The organism is Meridianimaribacter sp. CL38 (assembly GCF_004328055.1).
In the GTDB taxonomy this organism is placed as follows: Bacteria; Bacteroidota; Bacteroidia; order Flavobacteriales; family Flavobacteriaceae; genus Gaetbulibacter_B; species Gaetbulibacter_B jejuensis.
In genome coordinates, this window is record NZ_QKWS01000005.1 from 50,470 (window position 1) to 75,099 (window position 24,630).

General features: G+C 32.9%; 23 protein-coding genes. 12 read left to right on the forward strand and 11 right to left on the reverse strand.

Features of this window, described 5'->3' with window-relative positions:
- Positions 1 to 27 precede the first annotated feature (27 nt).
- On the forward strand, positions 28 to 1,047 hold the full coding sequence (gene pheS, locus DMZ43_RS12390) for a phenylalanine--tRNA ligase subunit alpha (protein WP_131508681.1): 1,020 nt from the start codon (positions 28 to 30) through the stop codon (positions 1,045 to 1,047).
- A 94-nt stretch (positions 1,048 to 1,141) separates the two neighbouring features.
- Here the strand turns inward: pheS and DMZ43_RS12395 are convergent, their stop codons facing one another.
- From DMZ43_RS12395 to DMZ43_RS12415, 5 genes are all read right to left on the reverse strand, one after another.
- Complete coding sequence (locus DMZ43_RS12395; RefSeq protein WP_131508683.1) at positions 1,142 to 2,800, reverse strand: hypothetical protein; 1,659 nt, start codon at positions 2,798 to 2,800, stop codon at positions 1,142 to 1,144.
- Between the two features lie 251 nt (positions 2,801 to 3,051).
- On the reverse strand, positions 3,052 to 3,603 hold the full coding sequence (locus DMZ43_RS12400; protein ID WP_131508685.1) for a hypothetical protein: 552 nt from the start codon (positions 3,601 to 3,603) through the stop codon (positions 3,052 to 3,054).
- A gap of 167 nt (positions 3,604 to 3,770) precedes the next feature.
- Positions 3,771 to 4,433, reverse strand: a complete 663-nt coding sequence (locus tag DMZ43_RS12405; RefSeq protein WP_131508687.1) for a DUF4145 domain-containing protein — start codon at positions 4,431 to 4,433, stop codon at positions 3,771 to 3,773.
- Complete coding sequence (locus DMZ43_RS12410; protein WP_131508689.1) at positions 4,430 to 4,906, reverse strand: HEPN family nuclease; 477 nt, start codon at positions 4,904 to 4,906, stop codon at positions 4,430 to 4,432. Before DMZ43_RS12410 ends, DMZ43_RS12405 begins: the two co-directional genes overlap by 4 nt.
- 181 nt (positions 4,907 to 5,087) lie before the next feature.
- Positions 5,088 to 7,451 (reverse strand): alpha/beta fold hydrolase, encoded by a 2,364-nt coding sequence (locus DMZ43_RS12415; RefSeq protein ID WP_131508691.1) that lies wholly within the window; start codon positions 7,449 to 7,451, stop codon positions 5,088 to 5,090.
- A gap of 245 nt (positions 7,452 to 7,696) precedes the next feature.
- Between DMZ43_RS12415 and DMZ43_RS12420 the strand changes: the two genes are divergently transcribed.
- On the forward strand, positions 7,697 to 8,092 hold the full coding sequence (locus DMZ43_RS12420; protein WP_129760847.1) for a hypothetical protein: 396 nt from the start codon (positions 7,697 to 7,699) through the stop codon (positions 8,090 to 8,092).
- 35 nt (positions 8,093 to 8,127) lie between these two features.
- Here DMZ43_RS12420 and DMZ43_RS12425 read toward each other — a convergent pair whose 3' ends face one another.
- The 3 genes from DMZ43_RS12425 to DMZ43_RS12435 form a co-directional block, all read right to left on the reverse strand.
- Complete coding sequence (locus DMZ43_RS12425) at positions 8,128 to 8,577, reverse strand: hypothetical protein (RefSeq protein ID WP_131508693.1); 450 nt, start codon at positions 8,575 to 8,577, stop codon at positions 8,128 to 8,130.
- 89 nt (positions 8,578 to 8,666) lie between these two features.
- The gene (locus DMZ43_RS12430) at positions 8,667 to 9,035 is read right to left on the reverse strand and encodes a hypothetical protein (RefSeq protein WP_131508695.1); all 369 of its coding nucleotides are present in this window, start codon (positions 9,033 to 9,035) and stop codon (positions 8,667 to 8,669) included.
- Between the two features lie 51 nt (positions 9,036 to 9,086).
- Positions 9,087 to 10,088 carry an NAD(P)H-dependent glycerol-3-phosphate dehydrogenase gene (locus DMZ43_RS12435; RefSeq protein ID WP_129760850.1) on the reverse strand — a complete coding sequence of 334 codons (1,002 nt, stop codon included), beginning with the start codon at positions 10,086 to 10,088 and terminating at the stop codon, positions 9,087 to 9,089.
- A gap of 133 nt (positions 10,089 to 10,221) precedes the next feature.
- Between DMZ43_RS12435 and DMZ43_RS12440 the strand changes: the two genes are divergently transcribed.
- Complete coding sequence (locus DMZ43_RS12440; protein ID WP_131508697.1) at positions 10,222 to 11,172, forward strand: nicotinic acid mononucleotide adenyltransferase; 951 nt, start codon at positions 10,222 to 10,224, stop codon at positions 11,170 to 11,172.
- Positions 11,173 to 11,384: 212 nt separating this feature from the next.
- Positions 11,385 to 11,882, forward strand: coding sequence for a peptidoglycan-binding protein LysM (gene lysM, locus DMZ43_RS12445; RefSeq protein WP_129760852.1), 498 nt, complete (start codon positions 11,385 to 11,387; stop codon positions 11,880 to 11,882).
- 69 nt (positions 11,883 to 11,951) lie between these two features.
- Here the strand turns inward: lysM and DMZ43_RS12450 are convergent, their stop codons facing one another.
- Together DMZ43_RS12450 and mfd are read right to left on the reverse strand one after the other, a co-directional pair.
- Positions 11,952 to 13,262 carry a TlpA disulfide reductase family protein gene (locus DMZ43_RS12450; protein WP_131508699.1) on the reverse strand — a complete coding sequence of 437 codons (1,311 nt, stop codon included), beginning with the start codon at positions 13,260 to 13,262 and terminating at the stop codon, positions 11,952 to 11,954.
- 32 nt (positions 13,263 to 13,294) lie between these two features.
- Complete coding sequence (gene mfd, locus DMZ43_RS12455; protein ID WP_131508701.1) at positions 13,295 to 16,669, reverse strand: transcription-repair coupling factor; 3,375 nt, start codon at positions 16,667 to 16,669, stop codon at positions 13,295 to 13,297.
- 194 nt (positions 16,670 to 16,863) lie between these two features.
- Here mfd and DMZ43_RS12460 point away from each other — a divergent pair, with 194 nt between their 5' ends.
- Positions 16,864 to 17,295 (forward strand): TerB family tellurite resistance protein, encoded by a 432-nt coding sequence (locus DMZ43_RS12460; RefSeq protein WP_129760855.1) that lies wholly within the window; start codon positions 16,864 to 16,866, stop codon positions 17,293 to 17,295.
- Between the two features lie 55 nt (positions 17,296 to 17,350).
- Here the strand turns inward: DMZ43_RS12460 and fbp are convergent, their stop codons facing one another.
- Entirely contained in the window at positions 17,351 to 18,361 is a 1,011-nt protein-coding gene (gene fbp, locus DMZ43_RS12465; protein ID WP_131508703.1) for a class 1 fructose-bisphosphatase, read from the reverse strand.
- A 122-nt stretch (positions 18,362 to 18,483) separates the two neighbouring features.
- Between fbp and DMZ43_RS12470 the strand changes: the two genes are divergently transcribed.
- From DMZ43_RS12470 to DMZ43_RS12500, 7 genes are all read left to right on the forward strand, one after another.
- Positions 18,484 to 18,963, forward strand: a complete 480-nt coding sequence (locus DMZ43_RS12470; protein ID WP_131508705.1) for a GNAT family N-acetyltransferase — start codon at positions 18,484 to 18,486, stop codon at positions 18,961 to 18,963.
- A gap of 1 nt (position 18,964) precedes the next feature.
- The gene (locus DMZ43_RS12475; protein WP_131508707.1) at positions 18,965 to 20,215 is read left to right on the forward strand and encodes an aspartate kinase; all 1,251 of its coding nucleotides are present in this window, start codon (positions 18,965 to 18,967) and stop codon (positions 20,213 to 20,215) included.
- 22 nt (positions 20,216 to 20,237) lie between these two features.
- On the forward strand, positions 20,238 to 22,070 hold the full coding sequence (locus DMZ43_RS12480; RefSeq protein WP_131508709.1) for a lysophospholipid acyltransferase family protein: 1,833 nt from the start codon (positions 20,238 to 20,240) through the stop codon (positions 22,068 to 22,070).
- Positions 22,057 to 23,076 carry a carboxypeptidase-like regulatory domain-containing protein gene (locus DMZ43_RS12485; protein WP_131508711.1) on the forward strand — a complete coding sequence of 340 codons (1,020 nt, stop codon included), beginning with the start codon at positions 22,057 to 22,059 and terminating at the stop codon, positions 23,074 to 23,076. Before DMZ43_RS12480 ends, DMZ43_RS12485 begins: the two co-directional genes overlap by 14 nt.
- A 64-nt stretch (positions 23,077 to 23,140) precedes the next feature.
- Positions 23,141 to 23,473 (forward strand): helix-turn-helix transcriptional regulator, encoded by a 333-nt coding sequence (locus DMZ43_RS12490; protein ID WP_129760861.1) that lies wholly within the window; start codon positions 23,141 to 23,143, stop codon positions 23,471 to 23,473.
- A 48-nt stretch (positions 23,474 to 23,521) separates the two neighbouring features.
- Positions 23,522 to 23,989 (forward strand): DUF6428 family protein, encoded by a 468-nt coding sequence (locus tag DMZ43_RS12495; RefSeq protein ID WP_131508713.1) that lies wholly within the window; start codon positions 23,522 to 23,524, stop codon positions 23,987 to 23,989.
- Positions 23,990 to 24,017: 28 nt separating this feature from the next.
- Positions 24,018 to 24,629 carry a protein-tyrosine-phosphatase gene (locus tag DMZ43_RS12500; protein WP_131508715.1) on the forward strand — a complete coding sequence of 204 codons (612 nt, stop codon included), beginning with the start codon at positions 24,018 to 24,020 and terminating at the stop codon, positions 24,627 to 24,629.
- The last annotated feature ends 1 nt before the right edge of the window (position 24,630 follow it).

The window sequence follows — 24,630 nt, forward strand, 5'->3', positions numbered from 1 at the left end:
TAAATTTGCACTCATTTTATTGATATCATGATAGACAAGATTAAAGCGCTTATTGCTGAAGCAGAAGCATTCAAAGCTGAAACTAAAGATGAAGTTGAAGCATTTAGAATTAAATACCTTGGAAAAAAAGGGTTGCTTAATGATTATTTTAAAGAATTTAAAAATGTAGCTAACGACCAGAAAAAAGAATTTGGTCAAGTTATCAATGCTTTAAAAAAGACTGCTGAAGATAAAGTAAACGCTTTAAAAGAAGAGTTAGAGAGCAAAGAAGAAGATAAAGGTATTTATGGTGATTTGTCTCGTCCAGGAGAACCTATTGAAATTGGTGCGCGTCATCCAATATCTATTGTAAAAAATCAGATTATTGATATCTTTTCGCGTATAGGATTTAATGTAAGCGAAGGTCCAGAAATTGAAGACGATTGGCACAATTTTACAGCGTTGAACTTGCCAGAATACCATCCAGCACGTGATATGCAGGATACGTTTTTTATTCAAACTGATCCTGATATCTTATTACGTACGCATACCAGTTCGGTACAAGTGCGTTATATGGAAAACAATAAACCACCAATTCGTACCATTTCACCAGGTCGTGTTTATAGAAACGAAGCTATTTCTGCGCGTTCGCACTGCTTTTTTCATCAAGTAGAAGGGTTGTATATTGATAAAGATGTAAGTTTTGCAGACCTTAAGCAAACGCTTCAATATTTCACTACGGAAATGTTTGGGAAAAGTAAAATACGTTTACGTCCGTCGTATTTTCCGTTTACAGAACCAAGTGCAGAAGTTGATGTGTATTGGGGACTTGAAACGGAAGTAGATTACCGTATTACAAAAGGAACAGGTTGGTTAGAAATTATGGGTTGCGGTATGGTAGATCCTAATGTATTAGAAAACTGTGGTATAGATTCTAAAGAATATTCAGGGTTTGCATTTGGTATGGGAATAGATCGTATTGCCATGCTACTACACCAAATAGGTGATATACGTTTATTAAGCGAAAATGATGTACGCTTTTTAGAGCAGTTTAAGTCTTCGATTTAAAATTTAGGGATTGGTTGCGTAAAATCTGATGGATTTCCTATGAGAAAATCGGAAGTAATGAACTATACACGTTGTTGTGTGCAGTTATTATACATTAACGAATATAGACCAAAGTACCAAGGGTAGAAGCAATATTGATTGTATTTTCATTAACAACATAAATTTGCCCACCACCATTACTTGTTGAATAAGTATATGTATTGTTACCATTTGAATTATAATTACCAGCAAGTAAAAGTTGATTTGGATTATTAAAACAAAAGTTAGTATCCGCACATTCATTATTACTGCAAAAATTAAAAATTTGGTTAAATCCGACAGAAAGAGAAAAAGTGTTTTGAGAAAATATTGCTGGTGTGCCATAATATGTAAACCCACCATAGGTTGTGTTCCCACTTTCATCACAAGACTGAGTGCTATTATATTGATTAGCAAAATAATTACTTACCTGAACTAAAGTCCATTGACCTGATAAGTCAATTTCTCCGCATTCTTGTACATCGTTACCGATAGCATTATAACAACATTCTGAAATACTTGTAGTCTGTGCCCATTGGACAGAGAAATTAAACGTATTGGCTCCATTCGAAATAAAATTAAAGGCAGTATTAATAAAATTCCATTGTTTTATAAATTTATTAAACCAACTATAATTAATATTAATACCCGAGTTTGTTCCACAAGTTACTATTCCATCTAGATTGTTTAATATAGTGCTATTTGCGGAGTACAATATTGTCCCTATTCCAGCATTGGAATTGCTTGAGACGTCTGATATAGTTTGTACAGTTGATAAGATATTGTTCCTGATTGTCGACAAACATGCAACGTCGTTGTTATCCAACAATGGTATTAAAGTAAGAAGCAAATTATTGCTGAAAGTACCTAAGTTTTCATAAAATGCTTTATCATGCTCAGTGCTACCATCTCCAAAACCAGGTTTACCTGTATAAAATTTGAATGTAAAATCACCATCTCCCTCAAGTGTATAAATTACTTCGACTGGATCGTCAAATGTTCCTCCATTGCCTGAGAGAATATCCTCCACAGAATTTGGAACTAGTTGTACACCTTTTACCAACAACTCATCTATTTTAACATCATCTTTTAGAACACTTATAACGGTTGAATAGGCATTCGGTAAATTTCCTTGTCCTGGGCTAAAGGATAAAAGTCTTCCGGCACTGTTTACCAAAACAGGAATACCTTCTTGATTGGCTGATCTTGAACTTGCAGATTGAAAAAGTGAAGTTAGAGCATTTTGCAGCTCAGAATTAGTTTGATCGAACAAAGGTCTATTCGTAAGTAGGTTTTCTTCGATTTCTTGAAGCAAAGGCGTGAAGTTACTATCATTTAAAACAGAATCTATAAAATCTTGTTTGCCATTTTCTGACAGAAAGACTATACTTGGAGACATCATCACCAGTGCCAATGCAGTGGAATTTGCATCTATGTTGTTATTCGGTCTGTTTGGATAATGGTATCCCATTAAAATAGTTTCGTTCAATTCGTTTTCAACGTATATACCTGTGAAATCATTACCAATCTTAGTTTGAAATTCCCCATCAACTACATTAGTTTGATCAATAGAGGTACTTACTGTTAATGAGTTCACATTTATCGAACTTTCAGGTGGTAGAATTATCTCACCATTGAAACTTAATAAATTATTATCTGTATTATCCATCGATTTATCATCTTCAGAACAAGATGTTAGAACAACTGATATTAGGATAAAAAGTAATTTTTTCATTATTCAATTTATTGATTAATAGCTCATTAAAAGTAATAAAAATATTAATAACTTAAATACGCCTAAGAGGAGTACTGTCACTCAAAATTGCACACAACGGTCTCGGCTATGATTTCGTTGTGGAATCATTCGCAGGATTGTTCCACTTAGAAATCAGCTTTTTGATTAATAGTTTTATTTTGGTGTGGCATAAAACCGCAATGAATTATAGCCATTGTTGGGCATAGTTTTATTTAAATATTGAATTTTATTTATTTGAGCCCTAATTGTTCCATTTCATAATTCCAATATTCTTTTTCAGAGTTAAATCCTAATAGTTTTAAATTACATGCTAACTCCATGTTATTGTCATTTGCGTTACTTGTGTAATAATTTATATCATCGGAAGTTGCTGTCCAAATTAGTTTTAACTGGTTATCCTCTTTTTGAAATTTAATTTCATTGTTATATAGTTCGCGTGGACTCCAAATTCCATAATGAGCTGCGGAATCATTTTTGGAATTAATTTCATAACCTCTTTTAATTTTAATCGTAGAATTATTTATATCTTCAATGTCCTTAAATTCTGTATGAAATAGTCTAAGTTTTATCCAACATTGATTTGCATCAGTGTGTAATTCCGTATTTAAATATTTCTCTAATGAGGCTTTTTCATTTTCGGAACGATCAAATGAGTCTGCTGAAACATTAATATTTATTACGATTTTATTATTGGGTTTTTTATAATATACAAGCTCCGTTTTATCAAACTTGTTGAAATAAATTAGGCCATCTCTATTTTTGATTTTTATATAGTTATTCATTTAGTCTTACAAGGTTTTGAAATAATTATGCCCAACGGTCTCGGCTATGAGTAGTTGCGTAGTTTAGCGGTTAACTTTGCAAGTACACACCAAACTGAAAATCCGAGAGGATTTTCAGAAGTAGTCGAGAACAAGCAATTACTTATAGCCATTGTTGGCGTTAGTTTTTATTTTGTTCCGTCTCTTTTGTCGATTGCATCTTTTGCTGCTGTAGGTATTTTCAAGTCATAAAACTCTTTTATTTTTTTCGGTTGGGTTATTAGAACATCACAAATAATATTCAAAAAACCGAAAAGCTTGTGAGCAGTTTCAATGTCATCTTTCAAGTCAATCTGTCCAGGATGAACAGCATTGTTTCCAATAACTCTAACACTATCCAAAGCTTGTTGAATTTGTTCAGGAAGTCCCTTATTGACTAAACTTTTAATATCCGTATTTATATTTTTTCCTTTCTCTCCTAAATGAATACATAATTTTTGCAATCCAAGTCTTAAAAGTGCTGCAGCTCCTCTTGGTGATAGATTAACAATTTCTTTCGCCTCGTTGTAATCTTCTTTTACATCAATCGGCATATCTTCATTTGGTGTGGCTACATTACCTGCATTGGGATATATCATTTTTTCTAAATTCCAAAAGCTTACATTTTCACAATGTTTACATTTTGAAACACTATATTGAGGTAAGTCGTATTGTAAAGTGTTAATCTGTCCGTTAGCTGATTTTTCTTTGTAGTAAACCCTAAAAATATGAGACCAAGTCTGTTCTGCAAGAACTCCGCAGTTTGGGCAATTAAATGATTTTCCTTTATGTAATGGTGCTTTAAAACTCATAATTTTTTGTATTCAAGGATATTTGTTTTAACCCAATCTGCATAGTATCTAATGAAAGGTAATAATTCTTTAGAATTGAAGTTTGCTATTTGAGTTCCTCCATCTTCTTTAGAATTGTTGAAAACAATATTATCGACTAAAAAGTCATCTGTTTTTGAGACTATTTCAAAACTTGAATGTGCTATTGAGTTGCGTAAGGCGTGAATTAATTCTCTTAACTTCTTATAATTTGGGTTTATTTCCGATTCCGTTAATCCCATATTTTTCTTAAGTTCCGAAGTAATTCTTGGGTTTGGTATGTGAGTGTATATTCTCTCTTTTGGCAAAACAATAATACCAAGTAAACAGTTTAAAAGAAGAGTGTAATTATACTGTTCTTCAAATGGGTATTTATGAAGAATTGAATCGTATTGCGAAATCAATTTCATTGTTCTATCAATAAAGTCATGTTCTATGTTTTTGTAATTTCCCATTTTTCAAATTAACGCCAACAATTGGATATACGTATTACGTATATTCATACTATATGTCTAAGATAGCAAATCTTTTATTCAGCCAAAGATTAATTTCTCTATCAATATTGAGGACACGTTTAAAAATTGTAATTGTTTCCTCTAAACTTATTGAAAATAGTTCCTCAAAAAATCAAACCGTTTACTCCCTCAACGTTTCTTGAAACAATTTAAAAATACGTCGGTACTCATCGCTCCAGCTAGAGCTTTCTACAAAGCCATGACCTTCTAGAGGAAATACAGCTAACTCCCAGTTTTCTTTTTTCAGTTCAATTAAACGTTGTGATAGACGTACCACATCCTGAAAATGTACGTTAGTATCAATCATACCATGCAGCATCAATAAGTTGCCTTTTAAACCATCGGCAAAATAAATTGGTGAACTTTGTTGGTAGGCTTTTGGGTCTTCAACAGGAGTGTTTAAAATATTTGCGGTATAGCCATGGTTGTAATGTGCCCAATCGGTCACTGAGCGTAAAGCTGCACCACTTTTAAAAGTATCAGGATATTTAAACATAGCCATAAGCGTTATAAAACCACCATAAGAGCCACCATAAATTCCTAGTTTGTCTGGTGAAACACCATGTTCTTCAACCAGGTATTTTGCACCATCAATTTGGTCGTTAAGGTCTTTTCCTCCCATGTGACGGTAAATAGCTGTTCTCCAATCTCTACCATAACCCTTACTTGCTCTAAAATCTATAGCTAAAACAGTGTATCCATTATCGGTTAAAATATTATGGAACATGTATTCTCTATAGTAAGACGACCACCAATTATGAACGTTTTGTAAGTATCCTGCACCATGAACAAAAATTACTGCTGCACCATTGTTTTTGTCAGGACTAGGCTTGTAAAGTGTTGCTGGTACTTGTGCGCCATCTCTAGCGGTAAAGTTTATAATTTCGGCTTCAGTCCAGTTGTAGGATTTAAAAGCATCGGTTGTAGACTCAGTAAGTTGTGTCATTTTTGCACCAGCTTTGTTATCCATAACATACAATTCCCAAGGTTTATTGGTGTATGAATATCTTACAGCCAGTTTACGTTCGTCTGGTGAAATAGAAACTTCATGACCACCTTTTTGAGATGTGATTTGTACCATTTTTCCTCCTTTTACTGGTAGGTGATAAAAATGAGTTTGGTGCGCACTTTCTTTATTGCTAATGATGTAAAAGGTTTTTTTGTCTTTAGAAAGTGTTACTTGCTGAATTTCAAAATTACCTTCGGTAAGAGCTTTTATTTTTCCTGAATTTACATTGGCAGTGTACAAGTGTGCATATCCTGTTTTTTCTGATTTAAACCAAATAGTAGTATTGTCGATCCACTCAATAACACCATTGGCAAACCAACCAATTTCTGGTCCACCAATCCAAGCATCGTCATGTTGATGATCGATAAGTTTTAAGTTTCCGTTGCTAAGGTCTATTAACATAATCCAACGGTCTTTATAATCTTGCGAAGTAATGTTTACCACAGCTTTTCCATCTTGCGAAAACATAGGAGAATCTACATAAACAGGTCTTGGGTTTTCGTATTCAGGATTGTAGTCTTCAGTAGTTTCGGCATAGTCTTTTAAAAATGCAGGTTTGTTTTTAATGCCTTCAATAGTTTCGGTTTTTAGTTGGTGTGTTTCTCCTGTTTTTAAGTTTAAAACCCAGGCCTCAGTAGTGTATTGAGGTCCACCAACTTTTGCACGAGCGTTAAGATCTGTAGTGTAACCACTATCAGTAACATAATCTGGTACTATAGTGTTTTTATCGTTTGCAGGACTGTAAAGCCTGTAAATAGCGTAGTCTAAATTTGGAGAAAGGTCAATATCAAAAAGGCTTTTATCACCTATGTAAACTGCTTCAGGACGATTAAACTGTCTTTGTTCTCTACGGTAACTGCTAGCATCACTTTCGTTTTTACGTTCTTGCAGAATGTCAAAATGCGCCAATTGGTCATCGTAAAGCCATTGGTCTTGCGCGTTGCGTTTACTTTCAGGACGCTCGTTTCCGCTTTTAAAATTAGTAAGTTGGGTAATGCTTCCATCTGCAATTGTCCATTGGAAAAGATTATTGTCTTGTTGGTAAACAATGTGTTTTTGGTCTCCCGAAAACATTGGGTTAGACTCTCTGTTTATAGTATTGGTAATTTGTCGTTTACTAAAATTTGACATGTTAAGTAAAAAGAGGTCTCCTCCTTTTTCGTAAACGCTCCATTTACCGTCTTTTGAGAGCGCTCCAGCATTACTGCGTTGTTTTTCGTCTTCAAAAGAAAGTGCTTCTATTTTTTGCGTGTTGATATTTACTTTATAGTTAGAACGAATGGTGTCGTTATTAGGATTCCAACTGAAATAAATGTCTTTGCTATCGTCTGACCAACTAATATTTGTTGGCAAATAACCTACAAAGTCTTCGCCTTGCATAATCTGGTCAATAGTAAGAGGAGAATTGTTGTTGGTTTGTGCTGTAGAAAAGGAAGAAACAAATAGAATAATTAGGGCAGAGAAAACGTGTTTCATTGTATTTTTTTAAAGTAATTTATCTATTCACATTTTAGACTTAATTCGTCAATTCGAGTAAATTTCAGGATTGAAATGAGTGAAATTTGTATCGAGAATAAGAAATAGTTCTCGATACTATTTTTCGTTTCTCAAAATCACTCGAACTGACAACCTTGTCTTTTTTTAATAAAAAATGCACAATAGATAGTATTGTGTTAATTTTGCGTCTAATTTAAAGGTTTTCTTTAGAAGCAAGAAATAAGATGAAAAAAGATATTGAAATCCCAGAGGTGGAAGGTGTTTATATAGCAGTAGTAAACGAGTTTAATGATGTTTACAAAACCCAAGACTGGAATGCATATATTATTAATGATAAAGACCAAGACCTAGATGTGGTTTTAATTGTTACTAATGGATATTCTGACCAAAAAATAACATCTACATTTAGAAAAAAGATAGATAAGCTACCTGCAAAAAGCTATGCTAAAATTGAATTATTACAAGAGGAACTTTTTGCGCTTAACAATCAGTTTAAAGTTACTTTTTTTGAAGGCAATACTATGTTTGAAAAAACCTATGTGTTTAGAAAAAACACTATTAATGAACGTGCCTTACAAGCTATTCCGTTAATGAAAGTAAAAGGGGTTTTAAAAAAATAAGCCTCGTTTTAAACAAGGCTTATTTTAAAAGGTAATTATGCAGCTTTAATATGCTGATTAATGGTGTTTACCCAAGTATTGGAAAATTGAATTTCTCCATCTAGCATAAAACCATCTTCATTATCAAAAACGGTTAGTTTTTGATGTTCTTTATTAGAGAGATTAAAACAAATATCAATAGTACTTATTGATTGTGTTTTGCTTTTTTCTTCATTAATATAACAATAGTTAGCTTGTTTTAAGTCTACAATTGTTGTTTCGTTGTTTTTAACAAATAATACCTTTCGGTTTGTTTTATCAATACCAATGGTATTTGTATTTAAAGTTTCAAATTCATCAATTTGAATGTTGTGTTCTAACGCAATAGTTTTAAATGTTGCTATTGTTTGCTTTTGCTTCTTTTTTCTAGAAAAGTATATAAACGCATAAGGCATACAACATAATAGAGCTATTGCAACTCCTATTATAGTGCTGTTTGTATTCATTGTTATTTTAAAATAAGTGTGTAATAAATTACTGCTGCTTAGCTTTAAAAGCTGGCAGTGTTTAAATTTTTAAATGCAGTAAAATGTGTTTACCAATGCGTATGGAAAGGGAAAATAATATCAATAGCTCTAAAGGGAACTATGGTTTTATTATAGTGTTTAAACTGAACAGTACTTGTTAAGGCATGGTGTAAACTAAACGCCTTGTTTTGAATATATGTAGAGTTTTTAAACCCTAAAGGTGAAGGTCCAGTTCTTGAGTCTGAAAGAAAAACAACATTGGTTTCAATGCTGCTTGCTAAAAGTGCAGGTTTTGAAGGCGAAGTAACTGTTTCTTTTTCAGCTTTAGAAAAAAGCAATACCGAATCGGTTATAGTTTTTTCAGGGACAGCAGTCGATGAAAAACTATAACTAAATAAGGAGCAAGCTAATAAAAGAAAAGATACTAACTTTTTCATGGCACAAATGTAACTTAAAGAATTGAGGTGTAAAGATTAAATACGTTAATATTAATCTAATTTTTCAGTCAATTTTTTAAATACTTTTTTAGGATTTTTACCTTCATATAGTATTTCGTAAACCGAGTTTACAATAGGTAAACGTGTTTTCTTTTTATTTTTTTCGTTCAATAAATGTGCACTTTTTGTGGCATAGTAACCTTCGGCAACCATGTTCATTTCCATTTGAGCCGATTTTACAGTGTAGCCTTTACCAATCATGTTACCAAACATTCGGTTTCTAGAAAATGTAGAATATCCTGTAACCAACAAATCTCCTAAATAGGCAGAGTTGTTGATGTTGCGTTTCATTTTGTGCATTTTTTTAATAAAACGCTTCATTTCTCTTATGGCATTACTCATCAATACACTTTGGAAATTATCACCATAACCTAAACCATGTGCTATACCAGCAGCAATAGCGTAAATGTTTTTAAGCATTACAGCATATTCGGTACCAATAACGTCATCGCTAATTTTGGTTTGTATGTAATCGCTAGAGAGCTTATCAGCAATGTCCTGTGCTTTTTTACTATCAGCACAAGAAATGGTTAGGTACGATAATCGTTCTAAAGCGACTTCTTCTGCATGACAAGGACCAGCAATTACAGCAATGTTTTCAAAAGGAATATGGTAAATATCATGAAAATGTTCACCTACCAATAAACCAGATTCAGGAATAATACCTTTTACAGCCGAAACAATGGTTTTTTTAGTAATATCTACAGTGAGTTTTTCTAATTCAGAATGCATAAAAGCCGAAGGCACTACAAAAATAAGTACATCAGCATAATTAGCCATTTCATTAATGTCGTTGCTTAGCTTTAATTGGTTTATATCAAACTCAACCGAACTTAAATAACTTGGGTTGTGTTCTTCTTTAAGCAAATGCTCTTTTATGTAAACACTACGCATGTACCATCCAACTTCATCAAGGTTTTCGCATAGCATTTTTACAATAGCAGTGGCCCAACTTCCTGAACCAAAAACAGCATATTTTAAAGGGGTATTCATATAATTATTTTCAAATTCTATATTCAAAAATACACAAAATATAAGTCTTTAAGGTTGACATTGTATAAAGCACAACTAATTTTTGGCACGCGTTTTGAAACCTTAAAATTATTAACCCTAAAATTGTTGGATTATGAAGACTATAAAATTATTCTTAACACTTGCTTTTACAGCAACTTTATTGACGTCTTGTTACAGAGAAGAAGTTATTGTTGATAACTATAATAATACACCAACAATTTCATTACATCAATTATTGAGCTCGTATGAATTGTGGTATGTAGATATTAACCAAACTATAGGTTATGGTGAAACACCATTTTTACAAATAGCATTTACAGTGTCGTTTAGAAATGGAGTAATGTATGCTAACAACAACCTAGTTGGTTTTGGTAACCAAGGTAACGGTTTTGGAATTCCAGTAGCAGATTATGATGCTTATAACATGATATTGGATGTGTACCACGATATTGATGGTTACGAAACTTTTGATGTATACCAAATAGATAATAATACCATTGAGCTTTACAATCCGTTTAATGATACTTCATATTTTTTACATGGTTACCAACGTAGCACGTTTGATTATGACTATGTGTTTTATGATAATATCCACTATTTCCTTCAAGAGTATGAAGCTTGGGAAAAGACCTATACAAGTCAACAAGGAATGCTAAATGAGTTTGATAATGAAAATTATCTTCAGTTTTTAGCTGGTGGAAATGATTCAGAGTTTAGAAGTTCTCAAGACGTAAATGTCTCAAACCCAAACAATATTTATTGGGATTATACAGGTGTTTATGGAGTAGGAGACATTTCAAATAACATGTATCTAAAAACATTAACATTAGATTATGATTATTTTGACAATGAATACTTTGAATTAAGCGTTTTAAATGATGCAACTATAGAGCTGTACCATCCATCCTCTGGAACAATTTATGAATTTACAGGTAATGGATACATACAATTTATGAGAGAAGCAAATGCAGAAGGAAGAATGGTTAAACAAACCAATGAAGCGAAAAAACGTAAACAAAAAACAGATAAAAAAGAGAACCCAAGAGAAAATACAAGGAGCTAAATTTTGGTTGGTTATTTAGTTTCCATAGCGCTCAACTAGATAGTTCTAGTTGAGCGTTTTCTTTTGGATTTTTATGTGACTTTAAGGTGATATTGTGTGTCATATATATGAAGATTTGTTTACATTTTAATTACTAACATTAATTGGATTTAAAACATATTTTTTTAAACTTTACAAGAAACAATAACTATTAACACTTAAACATTATAATTATGGGTTTATTTTCATTCATTAAAAATGCTGGAGCAAAAGTTTTTGGCATAGGAAAAACAGATGCAGAAGAAGCTGCTGAAGCGGCAGAGGCAGCAGCTGAGGCAAAACTAAAAGCAGAAACTGCAGCAGCAGGCAAGCTAGAAGAAACAATTTCTGATTTGCAATTAAAAGTAGAGAATTTAAAAGTACATATTAACGACGATTTAGCTACCATTTCAGGTATGGCTTATGACCAAGCAACAAAAGAAAAAGTAGTATTAGTTGTAGGTAATACTGAAGGTATTGCAACTGTTGATGACCAAATGACTGTTGAGCATGTAGAGCCAGAAGCTCAGTTTCATACAGTTGTAAGTGGAGACACTTTAGGTAAAATTGCTAAAAAATTCTATGGAAATGCTATGAAGTATCCTGTGATTTTTGAAGCTAATAAACCAATGCTTAAAGATCCTGATTTAATTTACCCAGGACAAGTATTGCGTATTCCGCATTTAGACTAAGCATAATACTCATACATAAAAAAAGCCAACGCAATTACGTTGGCTTTTTTTATACAGTATATTAAAGTATTATTTCAAAAGCGTTGTTAGTGCTTCAACATCATAAGGTTTTGCTGTAATGGTTTTGTTTTTATCCAAAACAAAATACGAAGGTGTTGACCCAACACCATAGGCATTAGAAATTGGGTTGTCCCATTTTCCTAAACCAAGCACATGGATAAAATCAGGATAATTAGCAATTTGTTTTTGCCAGTTCGTATTCTCATCTTCTAAACCAACAGCAATGACTTTGTAATCAGGTTTTGAAGCCATTAATTGTTTTAACTTAGGAAGTTCTTCCAAGCAATGACCACAAGTGCTGCTCCAAAAAACAACAATGTAATGCTCTGCATTATTTAAATCGTGTAATGAAGTGGTTGTAGTTGTTCCATTTTTAGAAATAGCGATATCGAAATTATGCGCTTTTTTCCCTATTGAATTATTTTTGTAAACACTAATGTATTCAGCGAGTTGGTCATTGTGAGTTGCTTTTGCCAAATCAAAAAGGTACTTGTCAGTAATTGCATTGGCAACATCGTCATTTTGTAAGGTTGAAAAACGATGCCAAATCAGCTCCAATAACGATACTTTTACAGTAGCATCAACGCCATTCATATACGACATTAAAGTGTCAATATCTTTTAAATGGGTTTCGTTGCTAGTACTTGCCGACATACCAAAAACATAAGCCAAAACTCTATCAGTTAAAAAATCAGAACTTTGCAACAACACACTTTTAAAATCTACATGTTTTAAATAAGATGCTTTAAGGTTTGCAGAGTAAGTAGAGATGTCTTCATACTCTGTTGGTACGTAAGGCCTATTAGCAACAATAAATACATTTGCCATTGTCCCTTTTGAGGCATCTTCAAAAGCAGTTTGAGTGTCTTTTAAGGTTTTAAAAATATCTTTAAACGCTTTTTTGTCGGTACTTTCTTGAGTGTAAAAATTGCTAATTGTCATGTTTACCAATTCCATACTTTTGGTATAGGACGACCACAATTTATTTTCGTTTGAAGCTGTAAACTCTAAGCCTTTGTCATCACTATAGGTAAATGAAATATCTTCTTTTCCGTTGTAGATAAAGTCAAAATTATTTTCTTCAGGAGGTAAAGCATACACTATTTTATAGATTCCAGGACCAGTAGTAGAATCAAAAGAAATGCTGAAATCACCTTTTTCATCAAGTTCAGCTCTATCTATATAGTTTGAGCCTGTTGGTGTAGAATGGTATAAAAAGGCATAAGTATAATCTGTTACTGGTTGAAAGTTTCCTTCAATTTTATGTTGTGAAACCATTAAAAAAGGACATAAAACTGCAAGTATAAATAGTTTTTTCATGTGTTTTTAGTTTTCAAAATAAGTACCAATTATCAAGCCAAAATAGGCTTTAAAGCAGCTAAAGCTTGATGAACTGATTTTATATTATCAAATGTAAGCAATAATCGTAAACCATTTCTGGTTTGCTTTTCTTTCATCTTACAGGCTTTTGGGTGTGTTTGTGCAAATTGTAACACTTTGGTAAATCCGCTACTTTGATAAAAACCACTTTGTTGATCGTTAATAAAATAACCTACAAGTTTACCGTGTTTCATCACCACTTTTTCTAAACCAATTTTTGTCGCAATCCATTTTATACGAACACTGTTTATTAAGTCGATAACTTGGGTTGGTAACTCACCAAAACGGTCTATAATTTCTGATTCAAATTTATCTAACTCAGCTTCGGTTTTAATATCGTTTAACTTGGTGTACAGGTTTAAACGTTCGGCAATGTTATTGACATAATCATCAGGGAACAAGAGTTCAAAATCACTATCAATAGTAATGTCTTTTACATAGTCTCGTTCTTTACCTTCGTCTTTGTATAAATCTTTAAACTCGTTTTCTTTTAATTCATCAATAGCTTCGTTTAATATTTTTTGATAGGTGTCAAAACCTATATCATTTATAAAACCACTTTGTTCACCACCTAATAAATCTCCAGCTCCTCTAATTTCGAGGTCTTTCATGGCAATATTAAATCCACTCCCTAATTCGGTAAACTGCTCTAAGGCAGTAATACGTTTTCTAGCATCATTAGTCATAGCCGAATATTCTGGAGTAATAAAATAGCAAAATGCTTTTTTGTTGCTTCGTCCTACACGACCACGCATTTGGTGTAAATCACTCAATCCAAAGTTATTGGCATTGTTTATAAAAATGGTGTTGGCGTTTGGTACATCTAATCCACTTTCAACAATGGTTGTACTTACAAGAACATCAAAATCGCCATTCATAAATCCTAACATAAGTTGCTCTAGTTTTTTACCATCCATTTGTCCATGACCAATACCAATTTTAGCATCAGGTACTAAACGCTGAATCATACCAGCCACTTCTTTAATGTTTTCAATACGATTATGAATGAAGAAAATTTGACCACCACGTTGTATTTCATAAGTTACAGCATCTCTTATGGTTTCTTCGTTAAACCTGATTACGTGACTTTCAATAGGATATCTGTTTGGTGGAGGAGTTGTAATAACCGATAAATCCCTTGCAGCCATTAAACTAAACTGAAGCGTTCTAGGTATAGGTGTTGCTGTGAGTGTGAGCACATCAACATTATCTTTAATGGTTTTTAATTTTTCTTTTACTGCAACACCAAATTTTTGTTCTTCATCAACAATAAGCAATCCTAAATCCTTAAAACTTACATTTTTATTAACCAATTGATGTGTGCCAATAATGATATCTACACCTCCTTTTGATAGGTTTTCTAAGGTTTCACGTTTTTCTTTTGCAGTTCTAAAGCGGTTGAGGTAATCAACAGTTACAGGAAAATCTTTTAAACGCTCTTTAAACGTTCTATAATGCTGATAAGCCAAAATAGTTGTTGGTACTAAAACCGCTACTTGCTTACCGTTGTCTACAGCTTTAAAAGCAGCTCTTATGGCAACTTCGGTTTTACCAAAACCTACATCACCACAAACCAATCTGTCCATAGGACGCTCGCTTTCCATATCTGCTTTTATATCAGCTGTTGCAGTACTTTGGTCTGGTGTGTCTTCATAAATAAACGATGCTTCTAGTTCGTGTTGCATATAGCTATCAGGATTGTATTGATAGCCTTTTTCTAGCTTTCGCTTAGCGTACAGGTTTATAAGGTTAAAAGCAATTTCTTTGACTTTAGACTTGGTCTTTTGTTTAAGGGTTTTCCATGCTTTGCTTCCTAGTTTGTATACTTTTGGAGGTTTCCCGTCTTTACCATTAAACTTGGTAATTTTATGTAGCGAATGAATGCTTAAATACAACACATCACGTTCGCCATAAATAAGCTTGATGGCTTCTTGTTTTTTTCCTTCGACATCAATTTTTTGTAACCCTCCAAATTTCCCAATACCATGATCAATATGGGTTACATAGTCGCCAATGTCTAAATTGGTCAGTTCTTTTAAGGTAATAGCTTGCTTTTTAGCATAACCATTTTTAAGATGAAACTTATGATAACGTTCAAAAATTTGATGGTCTGTATAGCAAGTTATTTTAGCATCATGGTCAACAAAACCTTGAAATAAAGACAGTACAATGGTTTGATAGTGTACTTCTTGTTCTATACTTCGACTGCGCTCAGCACTAGCATCTTCAAAAATATCATGAAAACGTTTGGCTTGTTGCTCACTTACGCATGCAATATAGTTGGTGTAACCTTTGTTATGATTTGAGTTTAAATCATCAATTAACAGATTAAATTGCTTATTAAATGATGGCTGAGGTGACGTGTTAAACGTAATAGCGCTATTACTTTCAGACGCATTACTAAAGAAAGCTTCTGAGCCAAATTCTATTAAAGTAAACTCTAATAATTGTTTTTTAAGCAATGCCGAATTGCAAAACAGCTCTTCAGGTTCAGCATGTTTAATATCTTTTGAAAGGTTTTGGAAAGCGTCTTCGGCTTTACTAAAAAAGTCATCAATTCTTGAAAACAGAAGGTTAGTGTTTTTAGCAAACACTACTGTTTTTTGAGCAATGTATTTAAAAAAACTTTGTCTAGTTTCTTCTAAAAATTTATTGGCAACATTGGGTATAATGTTGATTTTTTTAACCTGTTCGGTTGAGAGTTGAGTTTCTACATCAAAGGTTCTAATGCTGTCCACTTCATCACCAAAAAACTCAATACGATAAGGCTCATCGTGCGAAAATGAAAACACATCTACAATTCCACCACGTACCGAAAATTCTCCAGGTTCGGTTACAAAATCAACACGTTTAAATTTATATTCAAAAAGAACTTCGTTTACAAAATCGATAGACAAGTTATCATTAACCTTAATTTTTAAGGTGTTTTTTTCTAGCTCTCTTCGGGTAACTACTTTTTCAAATAAAGCATCAGGATAGGTCACAATAACTGCAGGTTTTTTTTGCGAGTTAATGCGGTTTAAAGCCTCTGCACGTAAAAGCACATTAGCATTATCGGTTTCTTCAATTTGATAAGGTCTTCTATAGCTTCCTGGATAAAACAAAACGTCTTTATCATTGAGCATCAATTCTAAATCGTTAAGGTAAAAGGCAGCTTCTTCCTTATCATTAAAAACCAGTAAAAAGGGTTTGTCTGCTTGTTTAAAAACTTCTGTAATTACAAAAGATAAAGAGGAACCAATAAGTCCTTTAAGGTGTGTTTTACTTTGGGATTGGGCAATAGCAATCTGCAGATTTTGCGTTTGCAAAGTCTGTGCATAGGTTTGCGAGAGGATGGATTTACTCAAGACAATGTATTTTGTGATGCAAATATAAAATTTTGTGACTTAGTTTATGTTTAAAAACTATTAATAAATAGTATATTTACTCTAAGTGTATTTTATTTAAAATTAAGGAAGAAGTCAACCTTTTTATTAGTCTTTTATGATTAAAAAAAGAAAAATAATATGTAGGTTTGCACGACTTTAAAAAACAAGAATATATGTCAATTTCAGATTTATTTGATAGTGGTTTTAGAAAACGTAATGAAGACCATTTTGCAGCCATAGTAAGAGTTGCAATGAGTGACGGAATTATCACTGATGGAGAACGTGCTTTTTTAGATAGATTAGCTAGAAATTTAGATATTAGTGATAGCGATTATAAGCAAATATTAAAAGACTATAAAACGCATCCTATTAACCCTCCAACATCTTACGATAGACGTTTAGAGCGTTTGTACGATTTGGCACGCATGGTATGGGTTGACCATATGGAAACTGAAGATCAGGTTATTATGCTTGAAAAACTTTGTGTTGGTCTTGGGTTTAGAGCAGACAATGCTAAGTATGTTACCGATAAAGCGTTAAGCTTAGTACATGAAGGTGTTGATATTGATACTTTTATGGATGAAATTAAAACAATGAATAGATAATATTCAGTACTTATAAAAAAAGAAAAGCGAACAATTTTGTTCGCTTTTTTTATGTTTAATTTTCAGCATTCCTCATAAATTCTTCGGCTTTTTCAACCATGTTTTTACTACCACATATAAACGGTACACGTTGGTGGAGTTCAGTTGGTTCAATGTCCATAATTCTATTAAAACCATCACTTGCTTTCCCGTTAGCTTGTTCAGCTAAAAAAGCCATTGGGTTACATTCATAGAGTAAGCGTAGTTTTCCGTTTGAGTTTTTAGAACTTTTAGGATACATGTAAATACCACCTTTAATCATGTTTCTATGAAAATCAGAAACTAAAGAACCAATATATCTACTAGTGTAAGGTCTGTCGCCTTCTTCCATTTGGCAGTATTTGATGTAGTTTTTAATGCCTTGAGGGAAGTGAATGTAATTTCCTTCGTTTACAGAGTAAATTCTACCATCAAGTGGAAATTGCATGTTTGGATGTGACAAATAAAATGTACCAATTGCTGGGTTTAAAGTAAAGCCATTAACGCCATCACCTGTAGTGTAAACCAACATGGTTGAGGTACCATAAACCACATATCCAGCTGCAACTTGCTGACTTCCTTTTTGAAGAAAATCGTCCATGGTTACAGGAGTTCCAACAGGAGTAATACGTCTGTAAACCGAAAAAATAGTACCTACAGAAACATTAACATCAATATTTGAAGAACCATCAAGAGGGTCGATTAAAACCACATACTTGTTTTGGTTGTTTTCATCCTGACTGTTTATAGACACATAGTCATCTTCCTCTTCACTGGCAATACCACAAACAATATTTCTATTGGTTAAGGTTTGGATAAATTTTTCATTGGCATACACATCTAGTTTTTGTTGATCTTCACCTTGAATATTTGTTTCGCCAGCAGCTCCAATAATATCAACCAAACCAGCCTTGTTTACTTCATGATTTACAACTTTAGCAGCTAATCTTATGGAGTTAATTAATCTTGAAAGTTCTCCTGAAGAGTATTTAAATGAAGCTTGGTTTTCAATAATAAACTCTCCTAAAGTTTGATTTTTTTGAGACATGAAGTGTGTGTTGATTGTTTGTACAAATATCTTATTTTTTACGATAACTACAACGTTTTCGTGTAAGTTTATATAATATAATCCTTAAGTTTAGGTTATCTTTGAGTATCAAAAATTAGGTTATGGAATTTACTATTCGATCTGCAAATAAAACTGATATGCCTCAAGTACTTGAGCTCATAAACGAATTAGCGGTTTATGAAAAAGAACCTGATGCTGTTGAAATAACGGTTAACGATCTTGAAAATTACGGCTTTGGCAACCAACCTGCATTTCATTGTTTTGTAGCTGAAGCAGAAAAAAATATTGCTGGTATAGCATTGGTGTACACTCGATTTTCAACATGGAAAGGTAAAGTTTTGCACCTTGAAGATTTAATAGTAAAGCAAGATAAAAGAGGTTATGGTTTAGGAGGAGCGTTGCTAGATGAAGTGGTTAAATATGGTCAAAAGTTAAATGTAAAACGTGTGAGTTGGGAGGTGCTAGATTGGAATGAGCCTGCAATTGATTTTTATGAAAAAAAAGGAGCGAATGTAATGAGAGATTGGGACGTAGTACATCTAGATGAACAAGCCATTAAAAATTATATTTCAAAACTATAGCATGCAGGTATTTAAGTTTGGAGGAGCATCAGTAAAAGATGCTGAAGGTGTTAAAAATCTAGTAAAAGTACTACAAAATGTAGGTTATAAAAATACGCTGGTAGTTATATCAGCAATGGGAAAAACCACTAATGCTTTAGAAGTAGTTATTGGAAATTACTTTAATAATCCTAGTGAGTTACAAAGTTCTATTCAAGATGTTCGAAAATTTCACAATGCTATACTTTTAGATTTGTTTGATAATGAACAGCATGTGGTTTTTAAAAAAGTAGCAAACCTATTTGATGAATTATCATTGTTTTTTGACAGAAATAAATCTCCAGACTACAACTTTGTGTACGACCAAACTATAGGTTATGGCGAGTTGGTTTCTACCACAATTGTTAGCGAATACTTAAATACTTCAGGGATTAAAAACACTTGGTTAGATGTTCGTGACTACATAAAAACGGATAACTATTATAGAAGAGCCAATGTTGATTGGGAAGCGACTCAAACCAATATTACAAAACAGTTTCAAAACAATGTCTTAAACATTACACAAGGATTTTTAGGTAGCGATGCCAACAATTTTACGACAACTTTAGGTCGAGAAGGAAGCGATTACACAGCAGCTATTTTTGCCTATTGTTTAAATGCCCAAAGTGTTACCATCTGGAAAGACGTATCAGGAGTTTTAAATGCTGATCCTCGTTATTTTGAAAATGCACAGCTACTCAATACCATTTCCTATAAAGAAGCTATTGAGCTAGCGTTTTATGGAGCTTCAGTAATTCATCCAAAAACCTTACAACCATTACAGCGAAAGGAAATTCCTTTACATGTAAAGTCGTTTTTAAATCCAAATAACAACGGAACCACAGTATGCAAAACCAGTGGTATTGAGCCTAATATTCCGTGTTTTATTGTTAAAAAAGGGCAAGTGCTCATTTCGTTATCATCATTAGATTTTTCTTATATCGTAGAAGAAAATATCAGTGATATATTCAATTTATTGCATCAGTACAAAATGAAAGTAGATGTCATACAAAACTCTGCTATTAGTTTTTCGGTGTGTGTAGATGATGGCTATCGCAACCTAGAAACCTTATTGCAGCATTTAAAAGCAAAATTTAAAGTTAATTGTACCGAAAACGTATCTTTATACACCATCAGGCATTATAATGAGGTTGCAATTAACCAATTGGAGCAAGATAAAGAGGTGTTATTAAAGCAATTAACACAAGAAACCGTTCAAATAGTTACTAAATAAACATTTTATTACATTTGTAAGTATGACCAAGCAACCAAAATCTGGATTAGTAACAGCTAAAGAAGTCGCTAAAGCCATACAAATGGATAAGTATGGATTTATAGGAACATTTGTAGGTTGGTTGCTAATGAAGACCTTAAAGATTTCCACACTCAATAAGATTTACAACCGAAACAAGCACCTTGAAAAACTTGAGTTTTTAGACGGTATTTTAGAAGAGTTTCAAATTAAGTTTGAAATCCCTGAAGAAGACTTAAAACGACTGCCTAAAGATGGAGCTTATATAACGGTTTCTAACCATCCGCTAGGTGGTATTGACGGCATTTTGTTGCTAAAATTAATGCTAGAACAACGTGAGGATTTTAAAATCATAGCCAATTTTTTATTACACAGAATTGAGCCTTTAAAACCTTATATTATGCCTGTAAATCCGTTTGAGGATAGAAAAGATGCCAAGTCTAGCATTACAGGATTTAAAAATGCTATTATGCATTTAAAGGATGGACATCCACTTGGTGTATTTCCTGCAGGAGAAGTATCTACTTACAGAGACGGAAAGTTAGTTGTAGATAGACCTTGGGAAGAAGCAGCAATGAAACTGATTCAAAAAGCTGAAGTGCCAATTGTACCTATATATTTTCACGCAAAAAACAGTCAGTTGTTTTACAAACTGTCTAAAATAAGCGACACCTTTAGAACTGCTAAGTTACCTTCTGAATTGTTAACCCAAAAGCGAAGAACAATTAAAGTAAGGATTGGTCGACCTATAACATTAAGCGATCAAAAAGAACATAAAACACTCGAAGAGTTTTCTGAATTTATACGAAGAAAAACCTATATGCTTTCTAATTCCTTTGATGAAAAAGGAAATTTATTAAGCAACATATCTTCAACGTTAAAAGTGCCAAAACCACCAAAACGCATTGTAACTCCTATTGCTTCGGAGGTGATGATAAAAGAGGTGGAAACCTTACGAGATAACGATTTAAGATTACTTCAAAGTAAAAATTACGAAGTGTTTTTGGCTCAAGCTAAAGATATCCCAAATATACTTAGAGAGATAGGTCGTTTACGTGAAATTACTTTTAGGGAAGTAGGAGAAGGTACTAATGAAGCTATTGATTTAGATACTTTTGACACTTATTACCACCACATGTTCTTATGGGACGATGAGGCAAAAGTCATTGCTGGAGCGTATCGTATGGGATTAGGCTCTAAAATTTATGAAAGCTATGGTATAGACGGATTTTACCTTCAAGATTTATTTAGATTTGAACCTGAACTTTATAAAATGATGAGCGAATCTATTGAAATGGGAAGAGCCTTCATTATTAAAGAATATCAACAAAAGCCAATGCCTCTGTTTTTACTTTGGAAAGGTATTGTACACACTACGTTAAGGCATCCTGAGCATAAGTATTTAATAGGAGGTGTTAGTATTAGTAATCAGTTTTCAAACTTCTCAAAGTCATTAATGATTGAGTTTATGAAATCGCATTATTACGATCCATATTTAGCGCAATACGTTCACCCTAAAAAAGAGTTTAAGGTAAAACTTAAAGATGCTGATAAGGATTTTGTGTTTGATGAAACCGAAGCCGATTTAAATAAATTTGATAAAATTATTGACGAGGTTGAACCAGGAGCTCTTAGGTTACCAGTGCTACTTAAAAAGTATATTAAACAAAACGCAAGGTTAATTGCTTTTAATGTGGATCCGTTGTTTAATAACTCGGTTGATGGCTTGATGTACATAAAAATTGCCGATTTACCTGAAAGCACAGTAAAACCTGTAATGGAAGAATTTCAGGCTGAATTAGAGCGTAAACTCACTGAAAACAATGGAGAAGCTTAAACACATTGTCTTAACAGGACTTTTGTTTTTAAGCTATTTTGCTGTTTGTTCCCAAACCATAAGCGGACTTGTTTTAGACCAAGCTACAAACCAACCTATAGAAAGTGCTGCTATATATTTTGACAACACTACAATTGGCACTTCTACTAATGATAAAGGTGAATTTAGTATTGAGTATCAAGAAGGAATTACCTCGCCTTTAGTTATTTCTTTTTTAGGTTATAAGAGAATGATTATAACCAATTATCAAGTTGGTAAGTTTTACAAAGTGTTGCTTCAAGAAGATATTGATGCTTTAGATGAGGTTGTGATTACTACAGATGATGGAATGCCAAAAGAACTAAAACTACAACAGTTTAGACAGCAATTTTTAGGGTTTTCTGATAATGCCAAATCGTGCACAATACTTAATGAAGAAGACCTTATTTTAAGATATAATAAGAAAACTCAAACCTTAAGCGCAAGTTCTAAAAAACCTATTTTAATTAAGAATGAAAAATTACAATATTTGGTGTCTTTTGAAATTAAGGATTTTGATATAAGTTATCATCATATCAACATTAAGCGAGACCGTTTTTTCATCAATTCAGTAATTTATACTGGTACATCTTTTTATAAAGAGTTGGAAGAATCCAATTCTAAAAAAACTACTAAATCTAGGAATAAAACTTATAAAGGTTCAGTGCTTCACTTTATGAGAGCGCTTTCTAAAAAACAACTTGAAGAAGAAGGTTATCAAATTTTTAGTGGTGGATTTAAAGTCAACCCTTATCGATACATCAATGTAAAACAAATAGATGGTAGCAAAGCTGTAGGAGTTAAACTATTGAATAAACTAAGCATTTTGTATGATAATGAACAGTCTGCAATGGAGTCGAGGGTTGACGAGTTTATTATAGACCAATATGGTAATCACTCTCCAATACATCAAGTGCTTTTTGGAGGTCATATGGGTAACCAACGTATTGGAGACTCTTTACCTTTCGATTTTATGTTATCTGAATAATTTTAATGCAAAAATTTGCTCACAAAACACATTTATCGTAATATTGCAATGAATAAATAAAACGATGGGTTTAACAAAGTCAGAAATATTTACAGATAAGCAGAACCAAATAGCACAATTAGCTAAGGCTTTTGGGCATCCTGCTCGTGTAGCTATTTTAGAATACCTATTTAAAACCAATAGCTGTGTTTGTGGTGACTTGGTAAACGAAATAGGTTTAGCGCAACCTACCATATCTCAACATTTAAAAGAACTAAAACAATTAGGTTTAATTAAAGGCACAATTGAAGGCACAAGTGTGTGTTACTGTATTGATACTAATAATTGGAGCCAAATGAAGCAATTACTTGCAGAGTTCTTAGATCAAGATATGGATGATGCATCTAATTGCTGCTAAAAAAATTTATCTCAATTAATCGTAATATCGCAATAAAACAATATTAAAATGAAACTTTCAGAATTAAAAACAAATTTAAAACCATTACAGCAGATTGCATTTCAACTGCCAAATGGTAGTTTAGTACCAAGTCATTTTCATGTGACTGAAGTAGGGCAAATTGATAAAAAATTTATCGATTGTGGAGGCACATTACGTAACGAGAGCGTTATAAGTTTACAGCTTTGGAGTGCAAATGATTATAATCACAGGCTGCATCCAGAAAAGTTAATCCATATTATAGAACTTTCTGAAGCTAAACTAGGCTTGGAAGATTTAGACATTGAAGTAGAATACCAAGGAGAGTCTATTCAAAAATATGGGTTACAGTTTGATGGTACCCACTTTTTATTAACCACAAAACAAACCGATTGTTTAGCAAAAGACAATTGTGGAATTCCTGTAAAAAAACCAAAACTAAAACTAGCCGATTTAAGTAACGAACCATGTTGCTCACCAGATGGTAATTGTTGCTAATACAATAATAACGTTTTAAAATTTAGTTATGTTTGAAAAACTAACCTCAGTAATTGAAAGTTTAACTACAAATTCAATTTCAGAAGACCGAAAAGAAACACTGCAACCACTTGTAGTGTTTATTCAAAGTAAAATTGATAATGGACAACCTGTTAATATTAATTTTATTTGTACCCATAATTCCCGAAGAAGTCATTTAGCACAAATTTGGTCGCAAGCTATAGCACAACATTTCAGTTTTCATACAGTAACATGCTATTCAGGAGGAACAGAAGTTACTGCATTGTTTCCTATGGTTGTAAACGTATTAGAGCAATCAGGTTTTGAAATTCAAAAATTATCTGAAGCAGAAAATCCTGTATATGCCATTAAATATGCTGAAAATGCGCAACCTATCATTGGCTTTTCTAAGCGTATGGATAATACTTTTAACCCAACTTCGGGTTTTGCAGCAATAATGACTTGCTCGCAAGCCGATGAAGGCTGTCCTTTTGTACCAGGAGCTGAGAAACGTATTCCTATTACTTTTGAAGATCCTAAAGCTTTTGATGGTACTCCAGAACAAGAAGCAAAATATAAAGAGCGTAGCTTGCAAATAGCAGCAGAGTTATTTTATGTGTTTTCTAATGTAAATCAATAAT